This is a genomic window from Aquabacterium sp. (genome assembly GCF_014378415.1).
Classification (GTDB): Bacteria; Pseudomonadota; Gammaproteobacteria; order Burkholderiales; family Burkholderiaceae_C; genus Aquabacterium.
Genome location: NZ_JACMNS010000204.1, coordinates 1 through 21,196, shown reverse-complemented (window position 1 = coordinate 21,196; position 21,196 = coordinate 1). Strand labels below are relative to the sequence as shown.

The 21,196-nt window shown below is 63.3% G+C and carries 22 protein-coding genes and 1 pseudogene; 14 read left to right on the top strand and 9 right to left on the bottom strand.

Annotated features, from left to right (window positions below):
* Nucleotides 1-40 precede the first annotated feature (40 nt).
* Nucleotides 41-358, top strand: a complete 318-nt coding sequence (locus tag H7225_RS17475; RefSeq protein ID WP_290664142.1) for a pyrimidine/purine nucleoside phosphorylase — start codon at nt 41-43, stop codon at nt 356-358.
* Between the two features lie 188 nt (nt 359-546).
* On the opposite strand, the gene H7225_RS17470 is transcribed toward H7225_RS17475, so the two are convergent.
* From H7225_RS17470 to H7225_RS17460, 3 genes are all read right to left on the bottom strand, one after another.
* Nucleotides 547-858 (bottom strand): hypothetical protein, encoded by a 312-nt coding sequence (locus tag H7225_RS17470; protein ID WP_290664140.1) that lies wholly within the window; start codon nt 856-858, stop codon nt 547-549.
* Nucleotides 859-925: 67 nt separating this feature from the next.
* A complete protein-coding gene (locus H7225_RS17465) occupies nt 926-1,528 on the bottom strand; it encodes an ATP-binding protein (RefSeq protein WP_290664166.1) in 603 nt (200 codons plus the stop codon).
* A gap of 185 nt (nt 1,529-1,713) precedes the next feature.
* The gene (locus H7225_RS17460) at nt 1,714-2,055 is read right to left on the bottom strand and encodes a hypothetical protein (protein WP_290664138.1); all 342 of its coding nucleotides are present in this window, start codon (nt 2,053-2,055) and stop codon (nt 1,714-1,716) included.
* Here H7225_RS17460 and H7225_RS17455 point away from each other — a divergent pair.
* Nucleotides 2,030-2,365, top strand: a pseudogene (locus H7225_RS17455) (integrase core domain-containing protein); the annotation flags it as partial. The gene H7225_RS17460 and the pseudogene H7225_RS17455 overlap by 26 nt on opposite strands.
* Before the next feature lie 61 nt (nt 2,366-2,426).
* Here H7225_RS17455 and murB read toward each other — a convergent pair.
* Nucleotides 2,427-3,455, bottom strand: a complete 1,029-nt coding sequence (gene murB / locus H7225_RS17450) for a UDP-N-acetylmuramate dehydrogenase (protein WP_290664136.1) — start codon at nt 3,453-3,455, stop codon at nt 2,427-2,429.
* Nucleotides 3,456-3,488: 33 nt separating this feature from the next.
* Here murB and H7225_RS17445 point away from each other — a divergent pair, with 33 nt between their 5' ends.
* Genes H7225_RS17445 through H7225_RS17430 form a run of 4 tightly spaced genes read left to right on the top strand, consistent with a single transcriptional unit; the run spans nt 3,489 to nt 7,138 of the window.
* A complete protein-coding gene (locus tag H7225_RS17445; protein WP_290664134.1) occupies nt 3,489-3,974 on the top strand; it encodes a YajQ family cyclic di-GMP-binding protein in 486 nt (161 codons plus the stop codon).
* A 43-nt stretch (nt 3,975-4,017) separates the two neighbouring features.
* Entirely contained in the window at nt 4,018-4,695 is a 678-nt protein-coding gene (locus tag H7225_RS17440) for a retropepsin-like aspartic protease (RefSeq protein ID WP_290664132.1), read from the top strand.
* Between the two features lie 28 nt (nt 4,696-4,723).
* Nucleotides 4,724-5,923, top strand: coding sequence for an acyl-CoA dehydrogenase family protein (locus H7225_RS17435; RefSeq protein ID WP_290664130.1), 1,200 nt, complete (start codon nt 4,724-4,726; stop codon nt 5,921-5,923).
* 27 nt (nt 5,924-5,950) lie between these two features.
* Nucleotides 5,951-7,138 carry an acyl-CoA dehydrogenase family protein gene (locus H7225_RS17430; RefSeq protein WP_290664128.1) on the top strand — a complete coding sequence of 396 codons (1,188 nt, stop codon included), beginning with the start codon at nt 5,951-5,953 and terminating at the stop codon, nt 7,136-7,138.
* 156 nt (nt 7,139-7,294) lie between these two features.
* Here the strand turns inward: H7225_RS17430 and H7225_RS17425 are convergent, their stop codons facing one another.
* The 4 genes from H7225_RS17425 to H7225_RS17410 all read right to left on the bottom strand — a co-directional run bounded on the left by H7225_RS17425 (nt 7,295) and on the right by H7225_RS17410 (nt 10,584).
* Nucleotides 7,295-8,023, bottom strand: a complete 729-nt coding sequence (locus H7225_RS17425; RefSeq protein WP_290664126.1) for an amino acid ABC transporter ATP-binding protein — start codon at nt 8,021-8,023, stop codon at nt 7,295-7,297.
* Nucleotides 8,024-8,064: 41 nt separating this feature from the next.
* Nucleotides 8,065-8,748 carry a glutamate/aspartate ABC transporter permease GltK gene (gltK, locus tag H7225_RS17420; protein WP_290664124.1) on the bottom strand — a complete coding sequence of 228 codons (684 nt, stop codon included), beginning with the start codon at nt 8,746-8,748 and terminating at the stop codon, nt 8,065-8,067.
* Between the two features lie 11 nt (nt 8,749-8,759).
* Nucleotides 8,760-9,497, bottom strand: a complete 738-nt coding sequence (locus H7225_RS17415; RefSeq protein WP_290664123.1) for an amino acid ABC transporter permease — start codon at nt 9,495-9,497, stop codon at nt 8,760-8,762.
* A 187-nt stretch (nt 9,498-9,684) separates the two neighbouring features.
* Nucleotides 9,685-10,584, bottom strand: coding sequence for a glutamate/aspartate ABC transporter substrate-binding protein (locus H7225_RS17410; protein ID WP_290664122.1), 900 nt, complete (start codon nt 10,582-10,584; stop codon nt 9,685-9,687).
* Between the two features lie 298 nt (nt 10,585-10,882).
* On the opposite strand from H7225_RS17410, the gene H7225_RS17405 reads away from it, so the two are divergent.
* The 5 genes from H7225_RS17405 (at nt 10,883) to H7225_RS17385 (ending at nt 17,079) form a co-directional block, all read left to right on the top strand.
* Nucleotides 10,883-11,611, top strand: a complete 729-nt coding sequence (locus tag H7225_RS17405) for a 16S rRNA pseudouridine(516) synthase (protein WP_290664120.1) — start codon at nt 10,883-10,885, stop codon at nt 11,609-11,611.
* A 13-nt stretch (nt 11,612-11,624) separates the two neighbouring features.
* Nucleotides 11,625-12,611 (top strand): bifunctional riboflavin kinase/FAD synthetase, encoded by a 987-nt coding sequence (locus tag H7225_RS17400; RefSeq protein ID WP_290664118.1) that lies wholly within the window; start codon nt 11,625-11,627, stop codon nt 12,609-12,611.
* A 96-nt stretch (nt 12,612-12,707) separates the two neighbouring features.
* A complete protein-coding gene (ileS, locus tag H7225_RS17395) occupies nt 12,708-15,584 on the top strand; it encodes an isoleucine--tRNA ligase (protein ID WP_290664117.1) in 2,877 nt (958 codons plus the stop codon).
* 3 nt (nt 15,585-15,587) lie between these two features.
* Nucleotides 15,588-16,106, top strand: a complete 519-nt coding sequence (gene lspA / locus H7225_RS17390; RefSeq protein WP_290664116.1) for a signal peptidase II — start codon at nt 15,588-15,590, stop codon at nt 16,104-16,106.
* A gap of 10 nt (nt 16,107-16,116) precedes the next feature.
* Nucleotides 16,117-17,079, top strand: coding sequence for a DMT family transporter (locus H7225_RS17385; protein ID WP_290664114.1), 963 nt, complete (start codon nt 16,117-16,119; stop codon nt 17,077-17,079).
* On the opposite strand, the gene H7225_RS17380 is transcribed toward H7225_RS17385, so the two are convergent.
* Nucleotides 17,073-17,702 (bottom strand): rhomboid family intramembrane serine protease, encoded by a 630-nt coding sequence (locus tag H7225_RS17380; protein WP_290664112.1) that lies wholly within the window; start codon nt 17,700-17,702, stop codon nt 17,073-17,075. The two genes, H7225_RS17385 and H7225_RS17380, sit on opposite strands and share 7 nt — an antisense overlap.
* Nucleotides 17,703-17,901: 199 nt before the next feature.
* Between H7225_RS17380 and H7225_RS17375 the strand changes: the two genes are divergently transcribed.
* The 3 genes from H7225_RS17375 to upp are packed head-to-tail and all read left to right on the top strand — an operon-like array spanning nt 17,902 to nt 21,071.
* The gene (locus H7225_RS17375) at nt 17,902-19,149 is read left to right on the top strand and encodes a GTP cyclohydrolase II (protein ID WP_290664110.1); all 1,248 of its coding nucleotides are present in this window, start codon (nt 17,902-17,904) and stop codon (nt 19,147-19,149) included.
* A 5-nt stretch (nt 19,150-19,154) separates the two neighbouring features.
* Nucleotides 19,155-20,420 carry a DUF1688 family protein gene (locus H7225_RS17370; protein WP_290664108.1) on the top strand — a complete coding sequence of 422 codons (1,266 nt, stop codon included), beginning with the start codon at nt 19,155-19,157 and terminating at the stop codon, nt 20,418-20,420.
* Between the two features lie 9 nt (nt 20,421-20,429).
* Nucleotides 20,430-21,071, top strand: coding sequence for a uracil phosphoribosyltransferase (gene upp, locus H7225_RS17365; RefSeq protein WP_290664106.1), 642 nt, complete (start codon nt 20,430-20,432; stop codon nt 21,069-21,071).
* The last annotated feature ends 125 nt before the right edge of the window (nt 21,072-21,196 follow it).

Sequence of the window (21,196 nt, the reverse complement as noted above, 5' to 3'; positions counted from 1 at the left end):
CGGTGGTCACCCTTCACTGATTTCATCTGGAGATTTCTTCATGACCACCACCACCCTGGCAGGCACCGTCAGCACCCAGGCCAATGTTTACTTCGATGGCAAGTGCGTGTCGCACACCGTGAACCTGGCCGATGGCACGCGCAAGAGTGTGGGCGTGATCCTGCCTGCCGCCTTGACCTTCAACACAGGCGCGCCCGAGATCATGGAAACCGTGGCCGGCCATTGCAGCATCAAGCTCAAGGGCGAAAGCGACTGGACGACCTACGGCCCGGGCGAAAGTTACAACGTGCCCGGCGACTCGTCGTTCGAGATCAAAGTGGAAGGCGAGGCCTACCACTACATCTGCCATTTCGGCTGATCCTGATCAAAGGCTGATCAGAAGCGCGGTTCGGGCACCTCGTCCATCGACTGAGGTTCGCACGCCATGGTGAGCGTGCCCAGCGAGGCGTCGTTGTGGTCCAGCAGTTCGCCTTCCAGCTCGCCGCTTTGCCGGTCGATGGACAGGCGAATGGTGGCCAGCTTTTTAAGGTTGGGCTGCCAGACAATTCATTGGCCGTGCACCCAGTCGTTGTAGTACTCGGTGCCGGGCAGGGGCAGTTTGTACAGCAGCGTGTAAGACACCTGCGAGGCCCTGTAGCGAAGGCGCTCACCCACGGGCAACACATTGGCCTTTTGAATCAAGGCCGTGGTGTTGTTGTCGCGCATGGCCAGGTCAAGCGTGGCTGCCTTGCTTTGCTTGCCGGCCGACAGCTTGCCCTGGCAACTGAGATACAGGTTGAACTCAGCGGCGCCGGCATGGCCGCTGATCAGCAACAAGGCGCCAGCCAAGCCAGCGAGTCGGATGGAGGGGGTCTTCATGATGGGCGGTTCCGAAGGTCAGTTCTTCTTGACGGTTTTGGGCTTGGGTTTTGAGGCGGGCGTAGCGTCAATCTCTTGGGAGGCGGCATCTAGGGAGATCCGCGGCTTGGCAGCCACAATTCAAAGCGAGAGCACTGCCCGTGTTCGCTGTGCACTGAACACGTCCACCGTGGCGTGTGGCGACCGTGTCGATGAACACCAGGCCCAGCCCCACGTGCGCGGGCGTGTTGGTTTCCAGGCGTTCATAGCGCCTTAACAGTTTTTTCAGTTCGGCGGGAGGGATGCCGGGGCCCTGGTCGATCACGGCGATCACCCAGAAGCCTTCTGTGGGCGCCAGGCGCAAGTGCACTTCGCTGCCCTGGGGGCTGAACTTGACCGCGTTGTTCAGCAGGTTGACCAGCGCCCGGAGTACCAGCGAGGTGTCCAGCGGCAGCACCTGCGCCCACGCGGGTGCCAAATCCTTGGCCAGGGTGATGTCCTTGACCTGGGCCTGCAGGTCCACCTCTTTCAGGGCTTGCTCGGCCACCTGGGGCAGGCACAGCACCAGCCAGGGCGGTTGGTGGGCGGCAGAGGGCAAGGGGGCGATGCGGGCCAGCAGGTGCTGCCCCAAAGTGCCGTAGACCTCGGTGATGAGGCCGCGCTCTTCGGCCAGGGCGCGTTCCAGCAGCATGACCAGCACGGTGTGTCGGTAGGCATCCACATGCCCAGGAGTGTGTCCAGCATCTGGCCTGGCAGGGTGTTCAAGGCAGCTTTGTTCAGCAGGGTGCCGAGTTGCGGATTGACCTGGCGAACCTGTCCGCTGCCATCAACCACCAGCACGGCTTCTGGCATGGCCTTCAAGGTATTGACCAGCAACTACTGGGCTTGTTGAAGATGGACGTTGGCCCCTTGGATCGTTGCGATGTGCCGCTCCACCTGGTCTCGGGGGATGTGCTGATCCAGTGAGGCCTCGGCGGGGATGGTGGTCGTGGCTGCCAAGCGCAGAATTTCAGCGTCAAGAAATTCGGTGGTGATTTCCAGCCGGCGCCAGCTCCAGAACGGGTAGGCCAGTAGCGCGGTCAGCATGTAGGCGGTGGGCGCGAACCAAAAGCCTGTAGCCAACAGCATGGCCCAGACCTGCGTCATGCCGATGGCGGACAACACGGCAGCAAGCAAGGCCTGGTAAGGAGAGAGCCGGCTGGAGCAAACAGCGCCCATGAAGATCATCAAGCTGCTCACGGACACTGGCAGCCAGTTCACCGACCGCTTCACCAGCAAAAAGCGTCAGCCAACGGGACGCCACAAGTTCGACGTACGTTGCAAGCCACTCAACATTGAGCGCCGCCTGTGTCCACCAGGCCATCCACAGACCAACGGCATGGTCGAGCGTTTCAACGGCCGAATCAGTGAGGTCGTGAGTCAGACTCGATTCGCTTCAGCAGCCGAGTTGGAGGCGACGCTCATGAGCTACATGAAGACCTACAACCATCTCATCCCGCAACGGGCGCTCAAACACGTCTCACCCGTTTTTTGTGATTCGAGCAAGCTTATGTGAAGGCCTGGGTCACCACAATGCGGGAGATGCGGCCCTACACCACCACGGGTTCGGGCTCCAGCCGGATGCCGAATCGGCCGTACACGCTTTCTTGAATGGCCCGCGCCAGGGTCAAAACCTCGGCACCGATGGCCCCTCCCCGGTTGACCAACACCAGGGCTTGCTTTTCATACACGCCGGCGCGGCCGATGGATTTGCCCTTCCAGCCGCACGAGTCGATCAGCCAGCCAGCGGCCAGTTTGAAGCTGCCATCGGGCAAGGGGTAGTGAACGATCTCCGGGTCGCGGCCGATGATGTCGCGGCATTGCTCGGCCGTCACCACGGGGTTCTTGAAGAAACTGCCGGCGTTGCCGATCACGGCCGGGTCGGGCAGCTTGGCGCGGCGGATTTCGCAAATCCAGTTGAAGATCTGGCGCGCATCGGGTTGGGTGATGCCGGTCTCGGCAATCTTGCGCTCCAGCTCCAGGTAGCCCAGCAAGGGCTTCCAGGGGCGGGGCAATTTCAGGCGAACCTTGGTGATGACGGTTTTACCCGCCAGTTCGCGCTTGAAGACGCTGTCGCGGTAGGAGAAGTGGCAGCGGTCCACGCCCAGGGTCACGGTGCGGCCGGTGGTCAGGTCGACCACGTCCACGGACTCCAGGCGGTCTTGCAATTCGACGCCATAAGCGCCAATGTTCTGCACCGGCGAGGCGCCCACCGTACCGGGGATCAGGGCCATGTTTTCCAGGCCGGGCAAACCTTGGTCGATCGTCCAGGCGACGGTGTCGTGCCAGGATTCGCCAGCGCCCACCTCGACAATGAAGGCATCATCGCGGGTTTCCAGCAGGCGCTTGCCCATGATTTCGATCTTGAGCACACACAGGTCCACATCTTGGGTGAGGACCAGGTTGCTGCCGCCGCCCAGGATGAACTTGCGGGCGCGGCCGAATTCAGGGCTGTCGACGACCTTGCGCACGTCGGCCTCGGACGTGATGCGCACCAGCGTGCTTGCCACGGCAGGCAGGCCAAAGGTGTTGTAGGGTTTGAGGCTGGCGCCTCGGTCGACCGCTAGGGGTAAGTGCATGGCAGAATTTTCGCAGACCACAGGAGACTTTTCATGCCCAGTTTTGACACCGTTTTAGATCCCAACCTGGTTGAAGTGCGCAATGCCGTCGATCAGACCACCAAAGAAATCGTCACACGTTTCGATTTCAAGGGCACCAGCGCCAAGATCGAGATCAAGGAAAAAGAGATCACCGTGTTCGGCGACAGCGATTTCCAGCTCGACCAGGTGCGCGACGTTTTGACGCTCAAGATGAGCAAGCGCAACGTGGATGCTCGTTTCCTGGACGTGGGCAAGCCTGAAAAAATAGGCGGGGATAAAGTCAAGCAAGTTATCACCGTCAAGGCCGGCATTGAGGCCGAATTGGCCAAGAAAATCAACAAACTGCTCAAAGACAGCAAGATCAAGGTGACGTCCAGCATCCAGGGCGACAGCATTCGGGTACAAGGCACCAAGCGCGATGATTTGCAGGCGGCGATGGCACTGATCCGCAAGGACATCACCGAGGCGCCTTTGTCATTTGACAATTTCCGCGACTGATTTTTTGACCAGGGCGGCCGCACCGCCCACAGGGAGACATTTTTTGACCACCCCGACCACCATGTTTGTGTCTTTGCGCCATGTTCTGGCCGTGTCTGCCTTGATCGCGCTCACCTGGGCGTCAACGGCCCAGGCGCAGAGCGTGGCCATGACCGGTGGGATGGGCAGCAAGGCTTTGCTGGTGGTGGATGGCAGCCCGCCCAAGGCCGTGGGGGTGGGTGACACCTTCAAGGGCGTCAAGGTGATCAGTGTCAATGGTGACAAGACCGTGATCGAGCTGAAGGGCGTGCGCCAGACCGTGTTGTTGGGCGGCGCGCCGATCAGTGTGGGCGGCTCGGGCGGTGGCGGCACGGGTACGCAGATCGTGCTGTCGGCGGCGTCGGGCGGGCATTTCATGTCGCAGGGCACGATCAATGGCAGGGCGACGCAGTTCATGGTGGACACCGGCGCCACGACCATCGCCATGGGTGTGGCCGAGGCCCAGCGCATGGGCATCAAATACCAGGATGGCGAACGTTTTCAAGGCAGCACGGCCAATGGCATCGTCACGGGTTACGGCGTCAAGCTGGCCAGCGTGCGCATCCAGGATGTGGAAATCTTCAATGTGGATGCAGCGGTGTTGCCTCAATCCATGCCCTACATTTTGTTGGGCAACAGTTTTCTGTCACGCTTTCAGATGAAGCGGGACAACGACACCCTGACGCTGACCAAGCGGTACTGAACCCTGAACTGAGCCGGAGGGCTTGCCCATGGACCTGAATTTCACGCCTGAAGAGCGGGCCTTCCGCGACGAGGTGCGCGCCTGGGTGCGCGCCAATCTGCCGGCCCACATCTCGCACAAGGTTCACAACGCCTTGCGGCTGGACAAGGCCGACCAGCAGGGTTGGGCGCGCATCTTGGGCGCCAAAGGCTGGCATGGCTGGGCCTGGCCCAAAGAGTTTGGCGGCCCGGGCTGGAACGCCGTGCAGCGCCACATATTTGAAGAAGAGTGCGCCTTGGCCGGTGCGCCACGCGTGGTGCCCTTTGGCCCCGTGATGGTGGCGCCCGTCATCATGGCCTTTGGCACGCCCGAGCAGCACCAGCGTTTCCTGCCCGGCATCATGAGCGGCGATGTGTGGTGGAGCCAGGGCTACAGCGAGCCGGGTTCGGGCTCAGACCTGGCCTCGGTCAAGACCCGCGCCGATCGCAAAGGCGACCAGTTCATCGTCAATGGCCAGAAGACCTGGACCACGCTGGGCCAGCATGGCGACTGGATCTTCTGCCTGGTGCGCACCAATTTCGAGGGCAAGCCGCAAGCCGGCATTTCATTTTTGCTGATTGACATGACATCGCCTGGCGTGACGGTGCGGCCCATCATCACCATTGATGGCGAGCACGAGGTCAACGAGGTGTTCTTCGACAACGTCGAGGTGCCAATCGAGAACCTGGTGGGCCAGGAGAACCAGGGCTGGACCTACGCCAAATACCTGCTGGCTCACGAGCGCACCAACATCGCCGATGTGAACCGGGCCAAGCGTGAGCTGGAACGCCTCAAGCGCATCGCGGTCACCGAAGGCGTCTACGACGACGTGCGTTTTCGCGACCAGATCGCCTTGCTAGAGGTCGACATCGTGGCGCTGGAGATGATGGTGCTGCGCGTGCTCGGTGCCGAGAAAGGTGGCAAGAGCGCCCTGGAGGTGGCAGGCTTGCTCAAGATCCGAGGCAGCGAGATCCAGCAGCGCTACACCGAGCTGATGATGCTGGCCGCCGGCCCCTATGCCGTGCCGTTTTTGTTCGAGGCCATGGAGGCCGGCTGGCAAGGTGACCAGTACTTCGCGGGCGGATTCCCCGGTGGCGCATTGCACGCCGCGCCACTGGCCGCCAATTACTTCAACTACCGCAAGACCACGATCTACGGGGGCTCCAACGAAGTCCAGCGCAACATCGTGGCCCAGACCCTGCTGGGCTGAGCACCTGCCCCAGACTAGGAGACCACCATGGATTTCGACTTCAACGACGACCAGGCACAGTTGCGCGACGCGGTGCAAAAATGGGTGAGCAAAGATTTCGATTTCGAGCGACGGCGCGGCATCGTCAAGGCGGGTGGCCAACAAGGCGGGTATTCAAAAGAGGTGTGGCAATCGCTGGCCGACCTGGGCCTGCTGGGCTTGGCGGTGCCAGGCGATCATGGCGGCATGGACATGGGCCCCGTTGAGGCCATGGTGGTGATGGAAGAGCTGGGCCGTGGCCTGGTGCTGGCGCCTTATGCGGCCGTGGCCCTGATGGGCGTGGCCGTGTTGCGCGACCATGTGCCTGCTGCCGTGCAAGCCCAATGGCTGCCGCGCATTGCCGAAGGCCGCGCGCGCCTGGCTTTGGCGCATCAAGAGCGCAAGGCGCGCTACCGCCTGGACCACGTCACCACCACCGCGCAAGCCCAAGGCGAAACCTGGGTGCTGAACGGCAGCAAGAGCCTGGTGCCCGTGGGCGGGTTGGATGACGGCGTGGCCGAGGCTTACATCGTGCCGGCGCGTGTGACCGGGGCCGTCGATGATCACGCCGGCATCGGCCTGTTCCTGGTCGAACGCGGGGCGGCGGGCGTGCGCGTGCAGCCGCATCCATTGCAAGATGGCAGCCGCGCTGCTGAACTCACTTTGACGCAGTCGCCATCGACCTTGCTGGTGCCCGCGCTCAGCCAGGGCGCGCATCCGCTGGGCGGCTACGCCGTGCTCGAACACGCCACCGACATCGGCATTGCCGCGCTGTGCGCCGAGGCGGTTGGTGCCATGGAGCAATTGCTGGCCATCACGGTGGATTACCTGAACACGCGCAAGCAGTTTGGCGTGGTCATCGCCAGCTTCCAGGCCTTGCGCCACCGCGTGGCCGACATGAAGATGCAGTTGGAGCTGGCCCGCTCCATGAGTTACTACGCCACGCTCAAGCTGACCGCGCCCGTGGCCGAACGCCGCCGGGCCTTGTCGCAGGCCAAAGTGCAACTGGGGCAGTCGATGCGCTTCGTGGGCCAGCAGGCCATCCAGTTGCATGGCGGCATCGGCGTGACTGACGAGTACAGCGTGGGGCACTACGTCAAGCGCCTGACCACGATCGAGTTGACCATGGGCGACACCTTGCACCACCTGGGTGAAGTGTCCCGCCGCATGGAAAACACGGCCGGCGTCTTCGCCTGACGCCTAGAACGGCTCGGTGTCGTTGGCGCACATCGCCCGGGCTTTCAGCACCCGCGTGCTGGCCGCGATTCAGGGGGTGCTGCAAAGCATGCGGGTCGAGGTGCCGCCCACATCCTCACAGCCACGACCTTGGCGCCATGCTCATGGAACACGCGTTCAATGGTTGAGGATCTTGGCCAAAAACTGCTGGGCTCGGGGTGATTCAGGGTGGTCGAAAAAGGCGTCCTTGGCGCGGTCTTCCACCACCCTGCCGGCGTCCATGAAGACGACGCGGTTGGCCACCTTGCGCGCGAAACCCATCTCGTGGGTCACGCACATCATGGTCATGCCTTCGTGCGCCAGTTCAACCATCACGTCCAGCACCTCGCCCACCATTTCAGGGTCGAGGGCCGAGGTCGGTTCGTCGAACAGCATCACGATGGGGTCCATGCTCAGGGCCCGGGCAATGGCCACGCGCTGTTGCTGGCCGCCCGACAACTGGCCGGGCGACTTGGCCGCGTGTGCTTTCAGGCCGACGCGGTCGAGCAGCTTCATGCCCTTGTCCAGCGCCTCGTCCTTGCTGCGCCCCAGTACCTTGGTTTGGGCCAGCGTGAGGTTGTCGATGATGCTCAGGTGCGGGAACAGCTCGAAGTGCTGAAACACCATTCCCACGCGGCTGCGCAGCTTGGACAGGTTGGTCTTGGGGTCGCCCACCGAGGTGCCGTCCACCAGGATTCGGCCGGCCTGAAAAGGCTCCAGCCCGTTGACGCACTTGATGAGGGTGGATTTGCCCGACCCCGAAGGGCCGCACACCACCACCACTTCGCCCTTGGCCACCTGGGTGGTGCAGTCGGTCAGAACTTGGAAAGCACCGTAGTGCTTGGAGATGTTGTCGATCTGGATCATGGAGGATGGTTTTCGATGAGGTTGTCAGATCAATGATGGGTTCAGGCGTGGGCCATGCGCCGCTGCAGGTACTGCACCATCTGCGACAGGCTGAAGCACAGCACGAAGTAGACGGCGCCAGCAAAGAGCAGCAACTCGACCAGGCGGCCATCGCGGTCGCCCACTTTGTAGGCCGTGCCGAAGAAATCAGCCAGGGACGACACATAGACCAGCGAGGTGTCCTGGAACAGCACGATGGCTTGTGTCAGCAGCAAGGGCACCATGTTGCGCAGGGCCTGCGGCAGGATGACCAGGCGCATGGCCTGGCCATAGCTCAGGCCCAAGGCCGAGGCCGCTGCCATTTGCCCCTTGGACACGCTCTGGATGCCGGCCCGGATGATCTCGGCGTAGTAGGCCGACTCGAACAGCGCAAAGCCCACCAGGGCGGATGCCATGCGCACATCGGTGCCCGCATCGAGCCTGAAAAAACCGGTGAGCAACTGCGGCACCAAAAGGAAGAACCACAGCAGCACCATCACCAGCGGCACCGCGCGGAACAGGTTCACATAGCCTGCCGCGAACCAGCGCAGCGGTGCTGAGGATGACAGGCGCATCATCGCCAGCACGGTGCCCCACACCATGCCCACCACCAGCGCGGTGGCCGTGATTTCCAGCGACACCACCAGCCCTTGCGCCAGGAAAGGCAGGGCGTTGGGGATGGAGGACCAATCGAATTCGTAAGCCATGGTGGTGCCTTTCAGGATCCGAGGTAGCCAGGCACTTTGACCTTGCGTTCCAGTTGATGCATCAAGGCCATCACGACGACGTTGATGAGCACATACATCAAGGTCACGGCGATGAAGGATTCATACGGTTGTGCGGTGTAGTCCACCAGTTGCCGACCTTGCGCGGCCAACTCCAGCAAGCCGATGGTCGAGCACACCGCCGAGTTCTTGAAGATGTTCAGGAACTCGGACGTGAGCGGCGGCACGACCAGCCTGAATGCCATCGGCAAGAGCACGTGGCGGTAGGTCTGCGGCAGCGTCAGGCCCAGGGCCAGGCCGGCGCGCGTCTGGCCCACCGGCAGGCTCAAGATGCCCGAGCGCACCTGCTCACACACGCGGGCGCTGGTGAACAGCCCCAAGCAGATGAAGGCCGCGCCGAACTGCTGCGCGACCGGCGGCAACTGCTTGATCGCATTGCCCCAAGACACTGGCAGCAACTCCGGCACGATGAAATACCAGATGAACAACTGCACCAGCAGCGGGATGTTGCGCAGCACTTCGACATAAGCGGTGGCCAGCCGCGACATCCATTTGACGGGTGAGGTTCGAAGCACCCCCATCAAGGAGCCCAGCACCAGGGCCAGTACCCAGGCGCTCAAGGACAAGGTGATGGTGACCTGCAGGCCCGACAACGTCCAGCTCCAGTAGGTGCTGCCATCTCCCATGGCGGTCTCTTGTGAAAAAACCGCCCAGTTCCATTGGTAGGCCATGTCGACTCCGTGAGGGTGTGTTCAAAACAGGTTCAGCTCATGCTTGATGGCGTGGCGAAAGCGTACAGCTTCGTGCGCGTGGTCAAGGGGGGGGTGTAACCCAGGGGACATGGCGAGGCGGTGCTGCCATACCGCCCGGGTTGTCGGCCCGCTGTTGGCGGCCGAAGCGCCGGCGCCTGTGGGGTGCTCAGTCCATCGTTTTGTCGGTGGGTGCCTTGAACAGCGCGGCATTCGTGTCTGACAAAGGCCAGTTCAGGTTCAGGCCCTTGGGCGGAATGGGCTGCTGGAACCACTTGGCGTAGATCTTGGCCGCCTCACCCGACACCATGGCCTTGGTCAGGGCCTCGTCGACCAGCTTCTTGAAGGCTGGGTCGCCCTTGCGCATCATGCAGCCGTAGGGCTCAAAGGACATGGGCTTGCCCACGACCGCCCAGTCGTCGGCTTTTTTGGCTTTGGCCTTTTCGCCGTACAGCAGGGCATCGTCCAGCATGAAGGCGGCAGCGCGGCCGGTTTCCAGCGTCAGGAACGATTCGCCATGGTCTTTGGCCGAGATGATGCTCATGCCCGATTTGGATGCTTCGTTGAACTTGCGCAGCAGCCGCTCGGACGTGGTGCCGGCGGTGACCACCACGTTCTTGCCCTTCAGGTCGGCAAAATCCTTGATGCCCGAATCCTTGCGCGTCATCAACCGCGTGCCCACAATGAAAATCGAGGTCGAGAAGGCGACCTGCTTGGCGCGTTCCTTGTTGTTGGTGGTCGAGCCGCACTCCAGGTCCACCGTGCCGTTGATCACCAGCGGGATGCGGTTCTGCGAGGTCACGGGCACCAGTTTGATCGCCAGCGACGGTTTTTTCAGGTCGGCCTTGATGGCCTCGACCACCTTGAGCATCAGCTCGTGCGAGTAGCCCACCACCTGCTGCTTGTCGTCGTAATAAGAGAAAGGGATCGACGACTCGCGGTGCCCCAGGCCGATCGTGCCGTTTTCTGTGATCTTCTTCAGGGTGGGCGAGGACTGCGCGGCCGCCGTCAAGGCCACCGAGGCCAGGCACACGTTCAAGACCGTGGCGCGAAGAAGCTTGTTCGTCATGGGGGGACCCTTGCTATGTTGGTGATGGCGCCATCGTGAGGCCGGCGCCCTCGTCAGAGAAGTACTTTCCGTGATCGCAGATCGCGTGCCAACAACATTCAGACAAGTTATTGCAGCGAAATGCTTGAATTTGAAGTGAAAAAAAACACAGATTGGCGACAGGGGTGCGGATTTCCGGATTTGACGCCCGTGGTCCATCCGTTTGTCCGAACGGACAGCGCAGTGGGGGCTTTTGCTGGAGTCGGTGGCATCATGGCGGGCTGAAAACAGCTCGTTTTCCCTGCTTCGAACTTGCCTCATGCCCCCACGTCCCCGTTTGCCCGCCGGCCACCAGCCCCTTGACCAAATCCTGTTCGCCCAGGGCTTCGGCGCCCGCCGCGAGTGCGAAGGCCTGATCCTCAACGACTTGGTCAGCGTGCAGGGCCAACTGGTCAACGACCCGGACGCGGCCTTTCCGGAGGACCGCTTGGCCATGGTGGTCGACGGTCAGCCCTGGGTCACGCACGTCAAGGCGCTGGTGCTGCTGAACAAGCCCTCGGGCTATGAATGCTCGCTCAAGCCCGGCGCCTGGCCCGGCGTCCACAACCTGTTGGCGTTGCCCTTGCGCCGCCGTGGCCTGCAACCCGTGGGCCGACTGGACCAAGACACGACTGGCTTGCTGCTGATGACCGATGACGGCGCCTTGCTGCACAAGCTGACCTCGCCCAAGCACAACGTGCCCAAGGTCTACGAGGTCACGCTCAAGCACCCGATGACCGACCAACAGGTCCAGAACCTGATGACGGGCGTGGTGCTGGACGACGACCCGATGCCCGTGCTGGCCGAGCAGGCCGAGCTGGTGTCCGAACTGCACCTGCGCCTGTCCCTCACCCAAGGCAAGTACCACCAGGTCAAGCGCATGGTGGCGGCCGTGGGCAACCGGGTCGAGGCCTTGCACCGCAGCCGGATTGGCCAGTTGACCATTCCCGCCGACCTGGCCCCTGGGCAGTGGTGCTGGATCGAGGATCCGGCCATCGTCTTGCCCTGACCACGGAGCGCTCATGCAAGTCTTTCGCGGATTCCACCATGCGGCCCTGGCGCCGGCCTGTGCCCTGACCATCGGCAATTTCGATGGCGTGCACCGCGGCCACCAGGCCATGCTGGCCCTGCTGCGCAGCGAAGCCCAGCACCGGGGCCTGCCCAGCGCCGTGATGACGTTTGAACCTCATCCGCGCGACTTTTTTGCCGCCCAGGCGGGCCAGCCGGATCGGGCCCCCGCCCGCATTGCCACCCTGCGCGACAAGCTGTCCGAGCTGGAGCGCTGTGGCATCGACCAGGTGGTGGTGCTGCCCTTTGACCGCCGCCTGGCCAGCCTCACGCCCGACGAGTTCATCGACCAAGTGCTGGTGAGCGGCCTGCACGCCCAGTACGTGCTGGTTGGCGACGATTTCCGCTTCGGTGCCAAGCGGGCCGGGGACTATGACTTCCTGGATGCGGCCGGCAGCCAGCGCGGTTTCGACGTCGCCCGCATGCTCAGCTACGAAGTCCACGGCGCGCGCGTGTCCAGCTCCCTCGTGCGCGACGCCCTGGCCGCTGGTGACATGAACCAGGTCGCGGGCCTGCTGGGCCGCGCATACAGCATCAGCGGCCACGTCATCCACGGCCAGAAGCTGGGTCGCGACCTGGGTTGCCGCACGCTCAACGTGCGCTTTGGCCACCAGAAGTCCGCCACACGCGGCATCTTTGCGGTCCGCACGCATGGCCTCGCGACTCAGCCTCTGGACGGCGTCGCCAGCCTGGGCGTGCGCCCCACGGTGGAAGACGCCGGCCGCGTCCTGCTCGAGGTCCATTGCTTCGATTGGCCCTCCAGTCTGGGCACCGAGGGCGGCTACGGTAAAATCGTCCGGGTGGAACTGCTGCACAAACTCCGAGACGAGGCCCGCTATGACGGGCTGGAAGCCTTGCAGGCGGCCATCCACCAAGACATTGCAGACGCTCGCGTGTTCTTCGATTCGCAAGGTCGCCAGACCACCCGCGACCGAATTTGACGGCAGCCAGCACGTCCCTCCTGTCGCCAGCCGAACAACCGTTCCCGCGGGGCTCGCCTTTCCTTGAAAAGAGCGCCCGCGCAGCCAGAAATCCCCATGAGCCAAGACGATAAAAGCCAAGCTGGCAGCGCCTACCGCGCCACGCTGAACATGCCCGACACCCCCTTCCCCATGCGCGGCGACCTGCCCAAGCGCGAGCCGGGCTGGACGAAACAGTGGGAAGAGCAGGGCATCTACAAGAAGCTGCGCGACGCCCGCTGCGGCGCGCCCAAGTTCGTGCTGCACGACGGCCCGCCCTACGCCAACGGCCAGATCCACATGGGTCACGCCGTCAACAAGATCTTGAAAGACATGATCGTCAAGGCGCGCCAGCTTAAGGGCATGGACGCCATGCTCGTGCCTGGCTGGGATTGCCACGGCCTGCCCATCGAGAACCAGATCGAGAAAACCTTCGGCCGCAAGCTCAGCCGCGATGACGTGCAGGCCAAAGCCCGCGCCTACGCCGGCGAGCAGGTCGATCTGCAGCGCGCCGACTTCAAGCGCCTGGGCGTGCTGGCCGATTGGGATCACCCCTACCGCACGATGGACTTCGGCAACGAAGCGGGCGAGATCCGCGCACTCAAGAAGCTGGTCGAGCGCGGTTTTGTCTACCGTGGTTTGAAGCCCGTGTACTGGTGCTTTGATTGCGGCTCATCCTTGGCCGAGTTTGAGATCGAGTACGCCGACAAGAAGTCGCAAACGCTTGACGTGCAGTTCCTGAGCGCTGAGCCCGAAAAGCTCGCAGCCGCTTTTGGCCTGCCATCGCTGCAAGGCAAGGATGCCTTCGCCGTCATCTGGACGACCACCGCCTGGACCATCCCTGCCAACCAGGCTTTGAACGTGCACCCCGAGCTGAGCTACGCCTTGGTCGACACGCCTCGCGGCCTGCTGATCCTGGCCGAATCGCTGGTCGAGAAAGCCACGGCCCGCTTTGGCTTCGAGCCCGATCAAGTGAAGGTGATCGCCACCACCACCGGCGCCAAGCTGGAGGGCCTCAAGTTCAAACACCCGCTGGCGCATGTGGACCAGGGCTACGACCGCGAGGCACCGATCTACCTGGCCGACTACGTCAGCGCCGAAGACGGCACCGGCATCGTGCACGCCGCGCCCGCCTATGGCGTGGACGACTTCAACTCCTGCCTGGCCCACGGCCTGAGCTTCGACGACATCCTCAACCCCGTGCAAGGCCACGGCGTCTACGAAGTTGAGCTGCCCCTGTTCGGCGGCCAGCACATCTGGAAAGCCGCGCCCGTCATCATCGATGCGCTGCGCGAGCACGGCCGCTTGCTGGCCTCCAGCGAAATCACCCACAGCTACCCGCACTGCTGGCGCCACAAAAAGCCGGTGATCTTCCGCGCCGCTGCGCAATGGTTCGTGCGCATGGACGAAGGCGAGGGCGTGTTCACGTCCAACAAGGCCGACAAGACCCTGCGCCAGACCGCGCTGGACGCCATCGACGAGACCGCCTTCTACCCTGAAAACGGCCGTGTGCGCCTGCGAGACATGATCGCCAACCGCCCCGACTGGTGCATCTCGCGCCAGCGCAACTGGGGCGTGCCACTGCCTTTCTTCCTGCACAAGGTGACGGGCGAATTGCACCCCGACACCATGGCCTTCATCGACCGCGCGGTTGACCTGGTTCAGCAGGGCGGCGTCGAAGCCTGGGCCAAGCTGGACCCGGCCGACTGGCTGGGCGCATCGGGCGAGCATTCGGCTGACAACTACAGCAAAAGCACCGACATCCTCGACGTGTGGTTCGATTCGGGCTCGTCCTTCTTCCACGTGCTGAACCACGAGTTCGGCAGCCACCCCAACGCCGGCCACGCCCAAGGCCCCGAGGCCGACCTGTACCTTGAAGGGCATGACCAGCACCGCGGCTGGTTCCACAGCTCCCTGCTGGTGGCCAGCGCCCTGTACGGCCGCGCGCCCTACAAGGGCCTGCTCACGCACGGCTTCACGGTCGACAGCCAGGGCCGCAAGATGAGCAAGTCGCTCGGCAATGGCGTCGATCCGCAAGAGACCAGCAAGAAGCTGGGCGCTGAGATCATCCGCCTGTGGGTGGCCTCCAGCGACTACTCCGGCGACATCGCCGGTGACGACAAGATCCTGGCGCGCGTGGTCGATGGCTACCGGCGCATCCGCAACACCCTGCGCTTCCTGCTGGCCAACACCTCCGACTTCGATTTCGCAACCGATGCCGTGCCCGCCAGCGACCTGCTGGAGATCGACCGCTACGCCCTGGCGCGCGCGGCCGAACTGCAGGCCGACATCCTGTCGCACTACGAGCGCTACGAGTTTCACCCCGTGGTCGGCAAGCTGCAGGTTTACTGCTCTGAAGACCTGGGCGCCTTCTACCTCGATGTGCTGAAGGACCGCCTCTACACGACCGCGCCCAAGTCCCTGGCCCGCCGCAGTGCGCAAACGGCGCTGTACCAGATCACGCAAGCCATGCTGCGCTGGATGGCCCCTTTCCTCAGCTTCACCGCCGAAGAAGCCTGGCAAGTGCTCAAGCAAGGCGAGACCATCTTCACCGAAACCTACTGGGATTTCGGTGACACCGAGGCCACCTTGCTGCCCAAGTGGTCGCGTGTCAAAGAGATCCGCGAGCTGGTCAACAAGGACATCGAAGCCGTGCGAACGCAAGGCTTGGTCGGGGCCTCCTTGCAGGCCGATGTCACGGTCACCGTGGGTGCCGCAGACCATGCCCTGCTCGATTCGCTGGGCGAAGACCTGAAGTTCGTGCTGATCACGTCCAAAGCCAATCTGGCGTCGGGCGATGCCTTGGCCGTCCAGGTCACGCCATCAACCTCGACCAAGTGCGAGCGCTGCTGGCACTACCGCGACGACGTCGGCAGCGACCCGCAATACGCCACCATCTGTGGCCGCTGTGTCAGCAATCTGTTCGGCGTGGGCGAAGCCCGCCAGGTGGCTTGACCCATGGCCACGCGCAAATCAAGCAGCACCGCTAGCAGCCTACTGCCCTGGCTGGGCATCGCCCTGATCATCTTCTTGCTGGACCAGTTCACCAAGACCTTGATCGTCGGCTTTTTTCAGCACGGCGACAGCCGCCACGTCACCGGTTTTTTCAACATCGTGCGGGCGCACAACTCGGGCGCGGCCTTCTCGTTTCTGGCCAATGCGGGGGGCTGGCAACGCTGGTTCTTCGTGGGGCTGGGCGCGGTGGCCGCCGGCTTCATCGTCTACATGCTGCGCCAGCACAGCCAGCAAAAGATGTTCGCGTGGGCGCTGTCATTGATCTTGGCCGGCGCGGTGGGCAATGTGGTCGATCGCCTGATCCACGGCTACGTGGTTGATTTTTTAGACTTCCACTGGTCCTGGATGTCGCCTTTGTTCCCGGGTGGCCACTTTCCCGCATTCAATGTGGCCGACTGTGGCATCACCATTGGCGCCACATTGTTGATCGTGGATGAATTGCGCCGCGTGCGCAAAGGCTGAACAGTCCGGTGTGCGCGCACTGAACCTCAAAACCCTGGGGCTGCTGGCATTGCCGCCCATGATGTGGGCAGGCAATGCCGTGGTCGGCCGCCTGCTGGTCGGGCTGATGCCCCCGGTGCAGATGAACGCCGTGCGCTGGGCCCTGGTGGCCGCGCTGATGGCGCCCATGGCCTGGAAGGTCTGGCGCCGGCCGAGTGAGGTGCGTGCCCGCTGGCGCTACCTGGCCTTGATTGGCGCCTTGGGCGTGGGCACCTACAACGCCTTGCAATACCTGGCGCTGCAAACCTCATCGCCCTTGAATGTCACGCTGATCGGCGCCAGCATCCCGGTGTGGATGATGCTGGTGGGCGCCGTCTTCTTTGCGCAACCCATCAGCGCCAGGCAGTGGGGCGGGGCGGCCCTGTCCACGGCCGGTGTGGTGCTGGTCATTGCGCAAGGCCAATGGCGCACCTTGCTGCAGGTGCAGTTGGTGCCGGGTGATTTGTTGATGTTGCTGGCCAGCCTGGCCTGGGCCTTCTACAGCTGGCTGCTGGCCAAACCCCCACAGTCCATGGCGGGAGACCAGCGCCCAGCCTGGGATTGGGCCGAGTTTTTATGGCTGCAAATTTTGTTTGGCCTGGCGTGGGCCGTGCTGTGCAGCGCGCTGGAGTGGTCGATCCCCACGTCGTCGCAGCCCGTCGCAGTGGCTTCGGCCATCGACGCCATCAATGCCTGGCCGCCGATGCTGCGCCTGGCCGTGGGCCTGCTGTTCGTGGCCCTGGGCCCATCGATCCTGGCTTACCGCTGCTGGGGTTTGGGGGTGCAAGCCGTGGGGCCAACCATGGCGGCGTTCTTTGTCAACCTCACCCCGATTTTCGCGGCCGTGTGGGCGGCTGTTTTGCTGGGGCAGCACCCCCGCTGGTATCACCCGTGCGCTTTGCTGCTCATCGTGCTCGGCATCGCGCTGTCATCGTCCCGGCGGCCAACTCAGTGAGTGCGCCCGCCGGGTGGTGAACCACCACGGCGCTTGGGCGGAAACGGCGGTTGGCCGCGCCAGTAGCGGATCATCAGCCAACCACCCAGCATGCCGCCCAGGTGGGCAAAATGGGCCACACCAGCTTGCGTGCCCGTCACGCCAAACAGCAATTCCAGCCCACCAAAAAGCGCCACAAAGTACTTGGCCTTCATCGGAATCGGGGGGATCAGCGGCACGATGATGCGGTTGGGAAACATCATCCCGAAGGCCAGCAGCAGGCCGAACAAGCCACCCGAGATGCCCACGGTGGGGTTCATCCAACCGTTCAGTTGTGACATCAGCAATTGCGTCAAGGCCGCGGTGAAGATGCTGGCCAGCATGAACTGGCTGTAGCGCTTGGCGCCCCAGACGCGCTCCAGTTCGGCGCCGAACATCCAGATGCCCATCATGTTGAAAAACAGGTGGGTGAACGAGCCATGCATGAAGCCGTAGGTCACCACCTGCCAGGGGTAGAACTGGGTCGACTCCAGCGGCCACAAGGCCAGCCAGTAAGACAAAACATGCCCCAAGGCTTCGTCAATGCAAAACAGCGCAACGTTGATGAGCAACAGCGCCTGGGTGATCGGTGGCAGAGGAGGCATGCGGTCACGGAGGTAGGTACTGAACAGATCCGCATCATAGAGCCCCTTGAGCATCCCCATTCGCTGCGATTGATCGTGGGCGGAAGTTCAATTTCGGGCTTGGGTCGGCAATCGGTCACAGCATGCTGGCACGTAACTCGCTATGGTTTGAACCAGGCGCCGCACATCGACGGTGCCACCACCGCTGGAGGCCACGACCATGTCCGCCCACATCGTGCTCACGTCGCACCCCACCCGCCATGGCGGCGGGCCTGGCAGCCCTGCCGCAGTCCATTGGGGCGCGCCCACGGCGGCCGAGCGAGGGCCCCTGGTGGCCAGCGTGGGCAGCCCAGCGCAGCGCAACGTCATTGGCACCCACTCTGGCGCTTATTCAGTTTACCGGGCCCTGGCCGTCGCATCCGGAGCCTTGCAGCGAGATCACAAGCCCGATTTCACCAACACAGCACCGGTCGAAATCATCGGCCCGCACCCGCAGTGGGCAGACGCGCAAAAAATCGTGTCACTTGATCCGTGGGGCCACCTGGTCTCGGTGGCTTTTGCCGAGCAAATCGCCGCCGGCATGGACGTGCGGCCCACCATCGCCATCACCAGGGCGCACATCAACATGCCCGAGCTGGTGGCCTCCATCGCCGCTGGCCGGCTCAAGCCCGATGGCGACATCCTGGCGGCCAATGGCGATGTCAAGGTCACTAAGGCGGCCATCGACCCGGTCTGGCACCTGCCGGGCCTGGCTGAGCGCTTCGGCATCAAGGAAAGCGCCTTGCGCCGCAACCTGTTCGAGCAAACGGCTGGCATGTTCCCCGAACTGGTGACACGGCCCGACCTCAAGGTCTTCCTGCCTCCCATCGGCGGCATGACGCTGTACTTCTTTGGAGATGTTTCCAAACTGGGGCAAGCGTCCACCAAAGTGGCCTGCCGGGTCCATGACGAGTGCAATGGCTCCGACGTGTTCGGCTCCGACATCTGCACCTGCCGCCCCTACCTGGCCCACGGCATTGAGGTCTGCGTCGAGATGGCCCAGCAAGGCGGCGTCGGCCTGGTCATCTACAACCGCAAGGAAGGCCGTGCCCTGGGCGAGGTCACCAAGTTCCTGGTCTACAACGCCCGCAAGCGCCAGGTGGGCGGCGACCGTGCTGAAACCTACTTCGCCCGCACCGAATGCGTGGCCGGTGTGCAAGACATGCGCTTTCAACAACTGATGCCCGATGTCTTCCATTGGCTGGGCATCAAGCGCATCAACCGCTGGGCTTCCATGAGCGACATGAAGCACGGCGCCCTCATCGAGCAGGGCATTGAAGTGATCGAGCGCGTGCCCATCCCCGAAGAGTTGATCCCTGCCGACGCGCAGGTAGAAATGGACGCCAAGAAAGCCGCTGGTTACTTCTCGCACTACACCCCGGATGCGACCGAACTGGCCTTGCCCAAGGGGCGGGGTTTGATGGAATGACCGTCATGAACATGAATGCGCCAGTTCGCCCACCAGGGCAAGGCTTGCTCACGCCCGAATCATTGTTGACTGCGCAGGCCGTTCGGCGCAGCGCATCGGCCTTGATGGCCGCGGCCCAGGCCGGGCAAGCCGCCCATTTCACCTGGCACCCTGAGCGAGTCGCCGTGGCCGCGGCCTACGTGGCTGGCGTGATCCGCGAACGCTATCCCGACCTGAAGGTGCCGTACCACAGCCGATGGCGTCACTTTGAAGCTGGCGGTCTGGACCGCTGGGCCATGGTCGCGCACCAGCACGGGCTGGACGGCCTCGCGTCGCGTTTGGAGCGGGCCAGGTCGCGGGTCGATCTGGTGGTCATCAGCGTCTTGCTGGATGCCGGCGCCGGCGCTGCCTGGAGCTACGCCGACCTGGAAACCGGCCAGAACTTGACCCGATCAGAAGGCCTGGGCGTGGCCAGTTTGCGCTGGTGGGCCAAGGGTTCCTTGTCCAGCAGCGCGCTGAATCCAACCCGCGCTGATGCTCAGGCCCTGGCCCGTGTGGACGCCCAGGCCGTCGGCCAAGCGCTGCAAGTGCGCACCGACAACCCCCTCGTCGGCCTGGAGGGCCGTGCCGACTTGCTGCGCCGCCTGTCCCTGGCGCTGGAGCAGCACCCCGACGTTTACGGCCGCCCTGACGCGCCGGGCCTGTTGCGTCCTGGCCACCTGGTCGACACCCTGTTCCGCCATGCGCCCACCGGCAAAATCAAAGCTGCCGCCGTGCTGGCCGTGCTGCTCAACACCCTGGGTGACATCTGGTCAGGCCGCCATCAACTCAACGGGGTCAACCTGGGTGATTGCTGGCACCACCCTCAGGCGCCCGACGGCTGGGTGCCCTTCCACAAGCTCAGCCAGTGGTTGACCTACTCGCTGCTGGAGCCCTTGGAAGACGCCGGCCTCACCATCACCGACCTGGACGAATTGACCGGCCTGCCCGAGTACCGCAACGGTGGCCTGCTGCTGGACCTGGGCGTCTTGCAGGCCCGCAACCGGTCTTTCCACACCCAGCGCTGGACCGTCGATGCCGAACCCATCGTGGAATGGCGCGCCCTGACCGTCGCCGTGCTCGACCACCTGGCCGAAGCCGTGCGCGGCGAGTTGGGCCTCAGCCTGGAGCAATTCCCCCTGGCCCGCGTGCTGGAAGGCGGCACCTGGGCGGCGGGGCGCAAAATCGCCCAGGCCAAGCGCCCGGGCGGTGTGCCACCGGTTCACATCGAAAGCGACGGCACTGTTTTTTAAGGACGATCAATGGCCCACGACTTCCCCAACCTCTTCGTCATCGACCACCCCCTGGTGCAGCACAAACTCACCTGGCTGCGCAACAAGGACACCAACACCGAGAGCTTTCGCAGCCTGCTGCGCGAAGTCAGCCAGATGCTGGCGTACGAAGCCACCCGTGACCTGCCGACCGAACTGCTGTCCACCACCACACCCATCACCACCTTTGACTCCCCGGTGATCAGCGGCAAAAAGCTGTGCTTGGTCAGCATCCTGCGGGCTGGCAATGGCATGGTCGATGGCCTGTTGTCGCTGCTGCCCCTGGCCCGCGTCGGCCACATCGGCCTGTACCGCGACCCTGGCACTCTCGAACCAGTGGAGTACTACTTCAAGGTGCCCACCGACATCGCCGAGCGGCAAGTCATCGTGGTCGACCCCATGCTGGCCACCGGCAACTCCGCCGTGGCCGCCATCGACCGCATCAAGGAATGCGGCTGCCCCAGCATCAAGATGCTGTGCCTGCTGACCTCGCCTGAAGGCGTGGCCAACATGCTCAAACACCACCCCGACGTGCCCATCATCACCGCCTCGCTGGACAGCCACCTCAATGAGCATGGCTACATCGTGCCTGGCCTGGGCGACGCGGGCGACCGCATTTTCGGCACCGTATAAAAACAAGGACTGACGGAAATAGTGGTGGATTCAGCCTTTTATTGCATCAAGGCAGCAAGGATGCTGGATCAAACTAGTCCCTTATGTCAAAAGCTTTGAGTGCATGACGCATCCGGGGCCACCGT

Excerpts from the sequence above, each read along its gene's own strand:
- H7225_RS17475 (WP_290664142.1), top strand. The coding sequence starts at position 41 with ATGACCACCACCACCCTGGCAGGCACCGTCAGCACCCAGGCCAATGTT.
- H7225_RS17470 (WP_290664140.1), bottom strand. The coding sequence starts at position 858 with ATGAAGACCCCCTCCATCCGACTCGCTGGCTTGGCTGGCGCCTTGTTG.
- H7225_RS17465 (WP_290664166.1), bottom strand. The coding sequence starts at position 1,528 with ATGCTGCTGGAACGCGCCCTGGCCGAAGAGCGCGGCCTCATCACCGAG.
- H7225_RS17460 (WP_290664138.1), bottom strand. The coding sequence starts at position 2,055 with ATGGGCGCTGTTTGCTCCAGCCGGCTCTCTCCTTACCAGGCCTTGCTT.
- murB (WP_290664136.1), bottom strand. The coding sequence starts at position 3,455 with ATGCACTTACCCCTAGCGGTCGACCGAGGCGCCAGCCTCAAACCCTAC.
- H7225_RS17445 (WP_290664134.1), top strand. The coding sequence starts at position 3,489 with ATGCCCAGTTTTGACACCGTTTTAGATCCCAACCTGGTTGAAGTGCGC.
- H7225_RS17435 (WP_290664130.1), top strand. The coding sequence starts at position 4,724 with ATGGACCTGAATTTCACGCCTGAAGAGCGGGCCTTCCGCGACGAGGTG.
- H7225_RS17430 (WP_290664128.1), top strand. The coding sequence starts at position 5,951 with ATGGATTTCGACTTCAACGACGACCAGGCACAGTTGCGCGACGCGGTG.
- H7225_RS17425 (WP_290664126.1), bottom strand. The coding sequence starts at position 8,023 with ATGATCCAGATCGACAACATCTCCAAGCACTACGGTGCTTTCCAAGTT.
- gltK (WP_290664124.1), bottom strand. The coding sequence starts at position 8,748 with ATGGCTTACGAATTCGATTGGTCCTCCATCCCCAACGCCCTGCCTTTC.
- H7225_RS17415 (WP_290664123.1), bottom strand. The coding sequence starts at position 9,497 with ATGGCCTACCAATGGAACTGGGCGGTTTTTTCACAAGAGACCGCCATG.
- H7225_RS17410 (WP_290664122.1), bottom strand. The coding sequence starts at position 10,584 with ATGACGAACAAGCTTCTTCGCGCCACGGTCTTGAACGTGTGCCTGGCC.
- H7225_RS17405 (WP_290664120.1), top strand. The coding sequence starts at position 10,883 with ATGCCCCCACGTCCCCGTTTGCCCGCCGGCCACCAGCCCCTTGACCAA.
- H7225_RS17400 (WP_290664118.1), top strand. The coding sequence starts at position 11,625 with ATGCAAGTCTTTCGCGGATTCCACCATGCGGCCCTGGCGCCGGCCTGT.
- ileS (WP_290664117.1), top strand. The coding sequence starts at position 12,708 with ATGAGCCAAGACGATAAAAGCCAAGCTGGCAGCGCCTACCGCGCCACG.
- lspA (WP_290664116.1), top strand. The coding sequence starts at position 15,588 with ATGGCCACGCGCAAATCAAGCAGCACCGCTAGCAGCCTACTGCCCTGG.
- H7225_RS17380 (WP_290664112.1), bottom strand. The coding sequence starts at position 17,702 with ATGCCTCCTCTGCCACCGATCACCCAGGCGCTGTTGCTCATCAACGTT.
- H7225_RS17375 (WP_290664110.1), top strand. The coding sequence starts at position 17,902 with ATGTCCGCCCACATCGTGCTCACGTCGCACCCCACCCGCCATGGCGGC.
- H7225_RS17370 (WP_290664108.1), top strand. The coding sequence starts at position 19,155 with ATGAACATGAATGCGCCAGTTCGCCCACCAGGGCAAGGCTTGCTCACG.
- upp (WP_290664106.1), top strand. The coding sequence starts at position 20,430 with ATGGCCCACGACTTCCCCAACCTCTTCGTCATCGACCACCCCCTGGTG.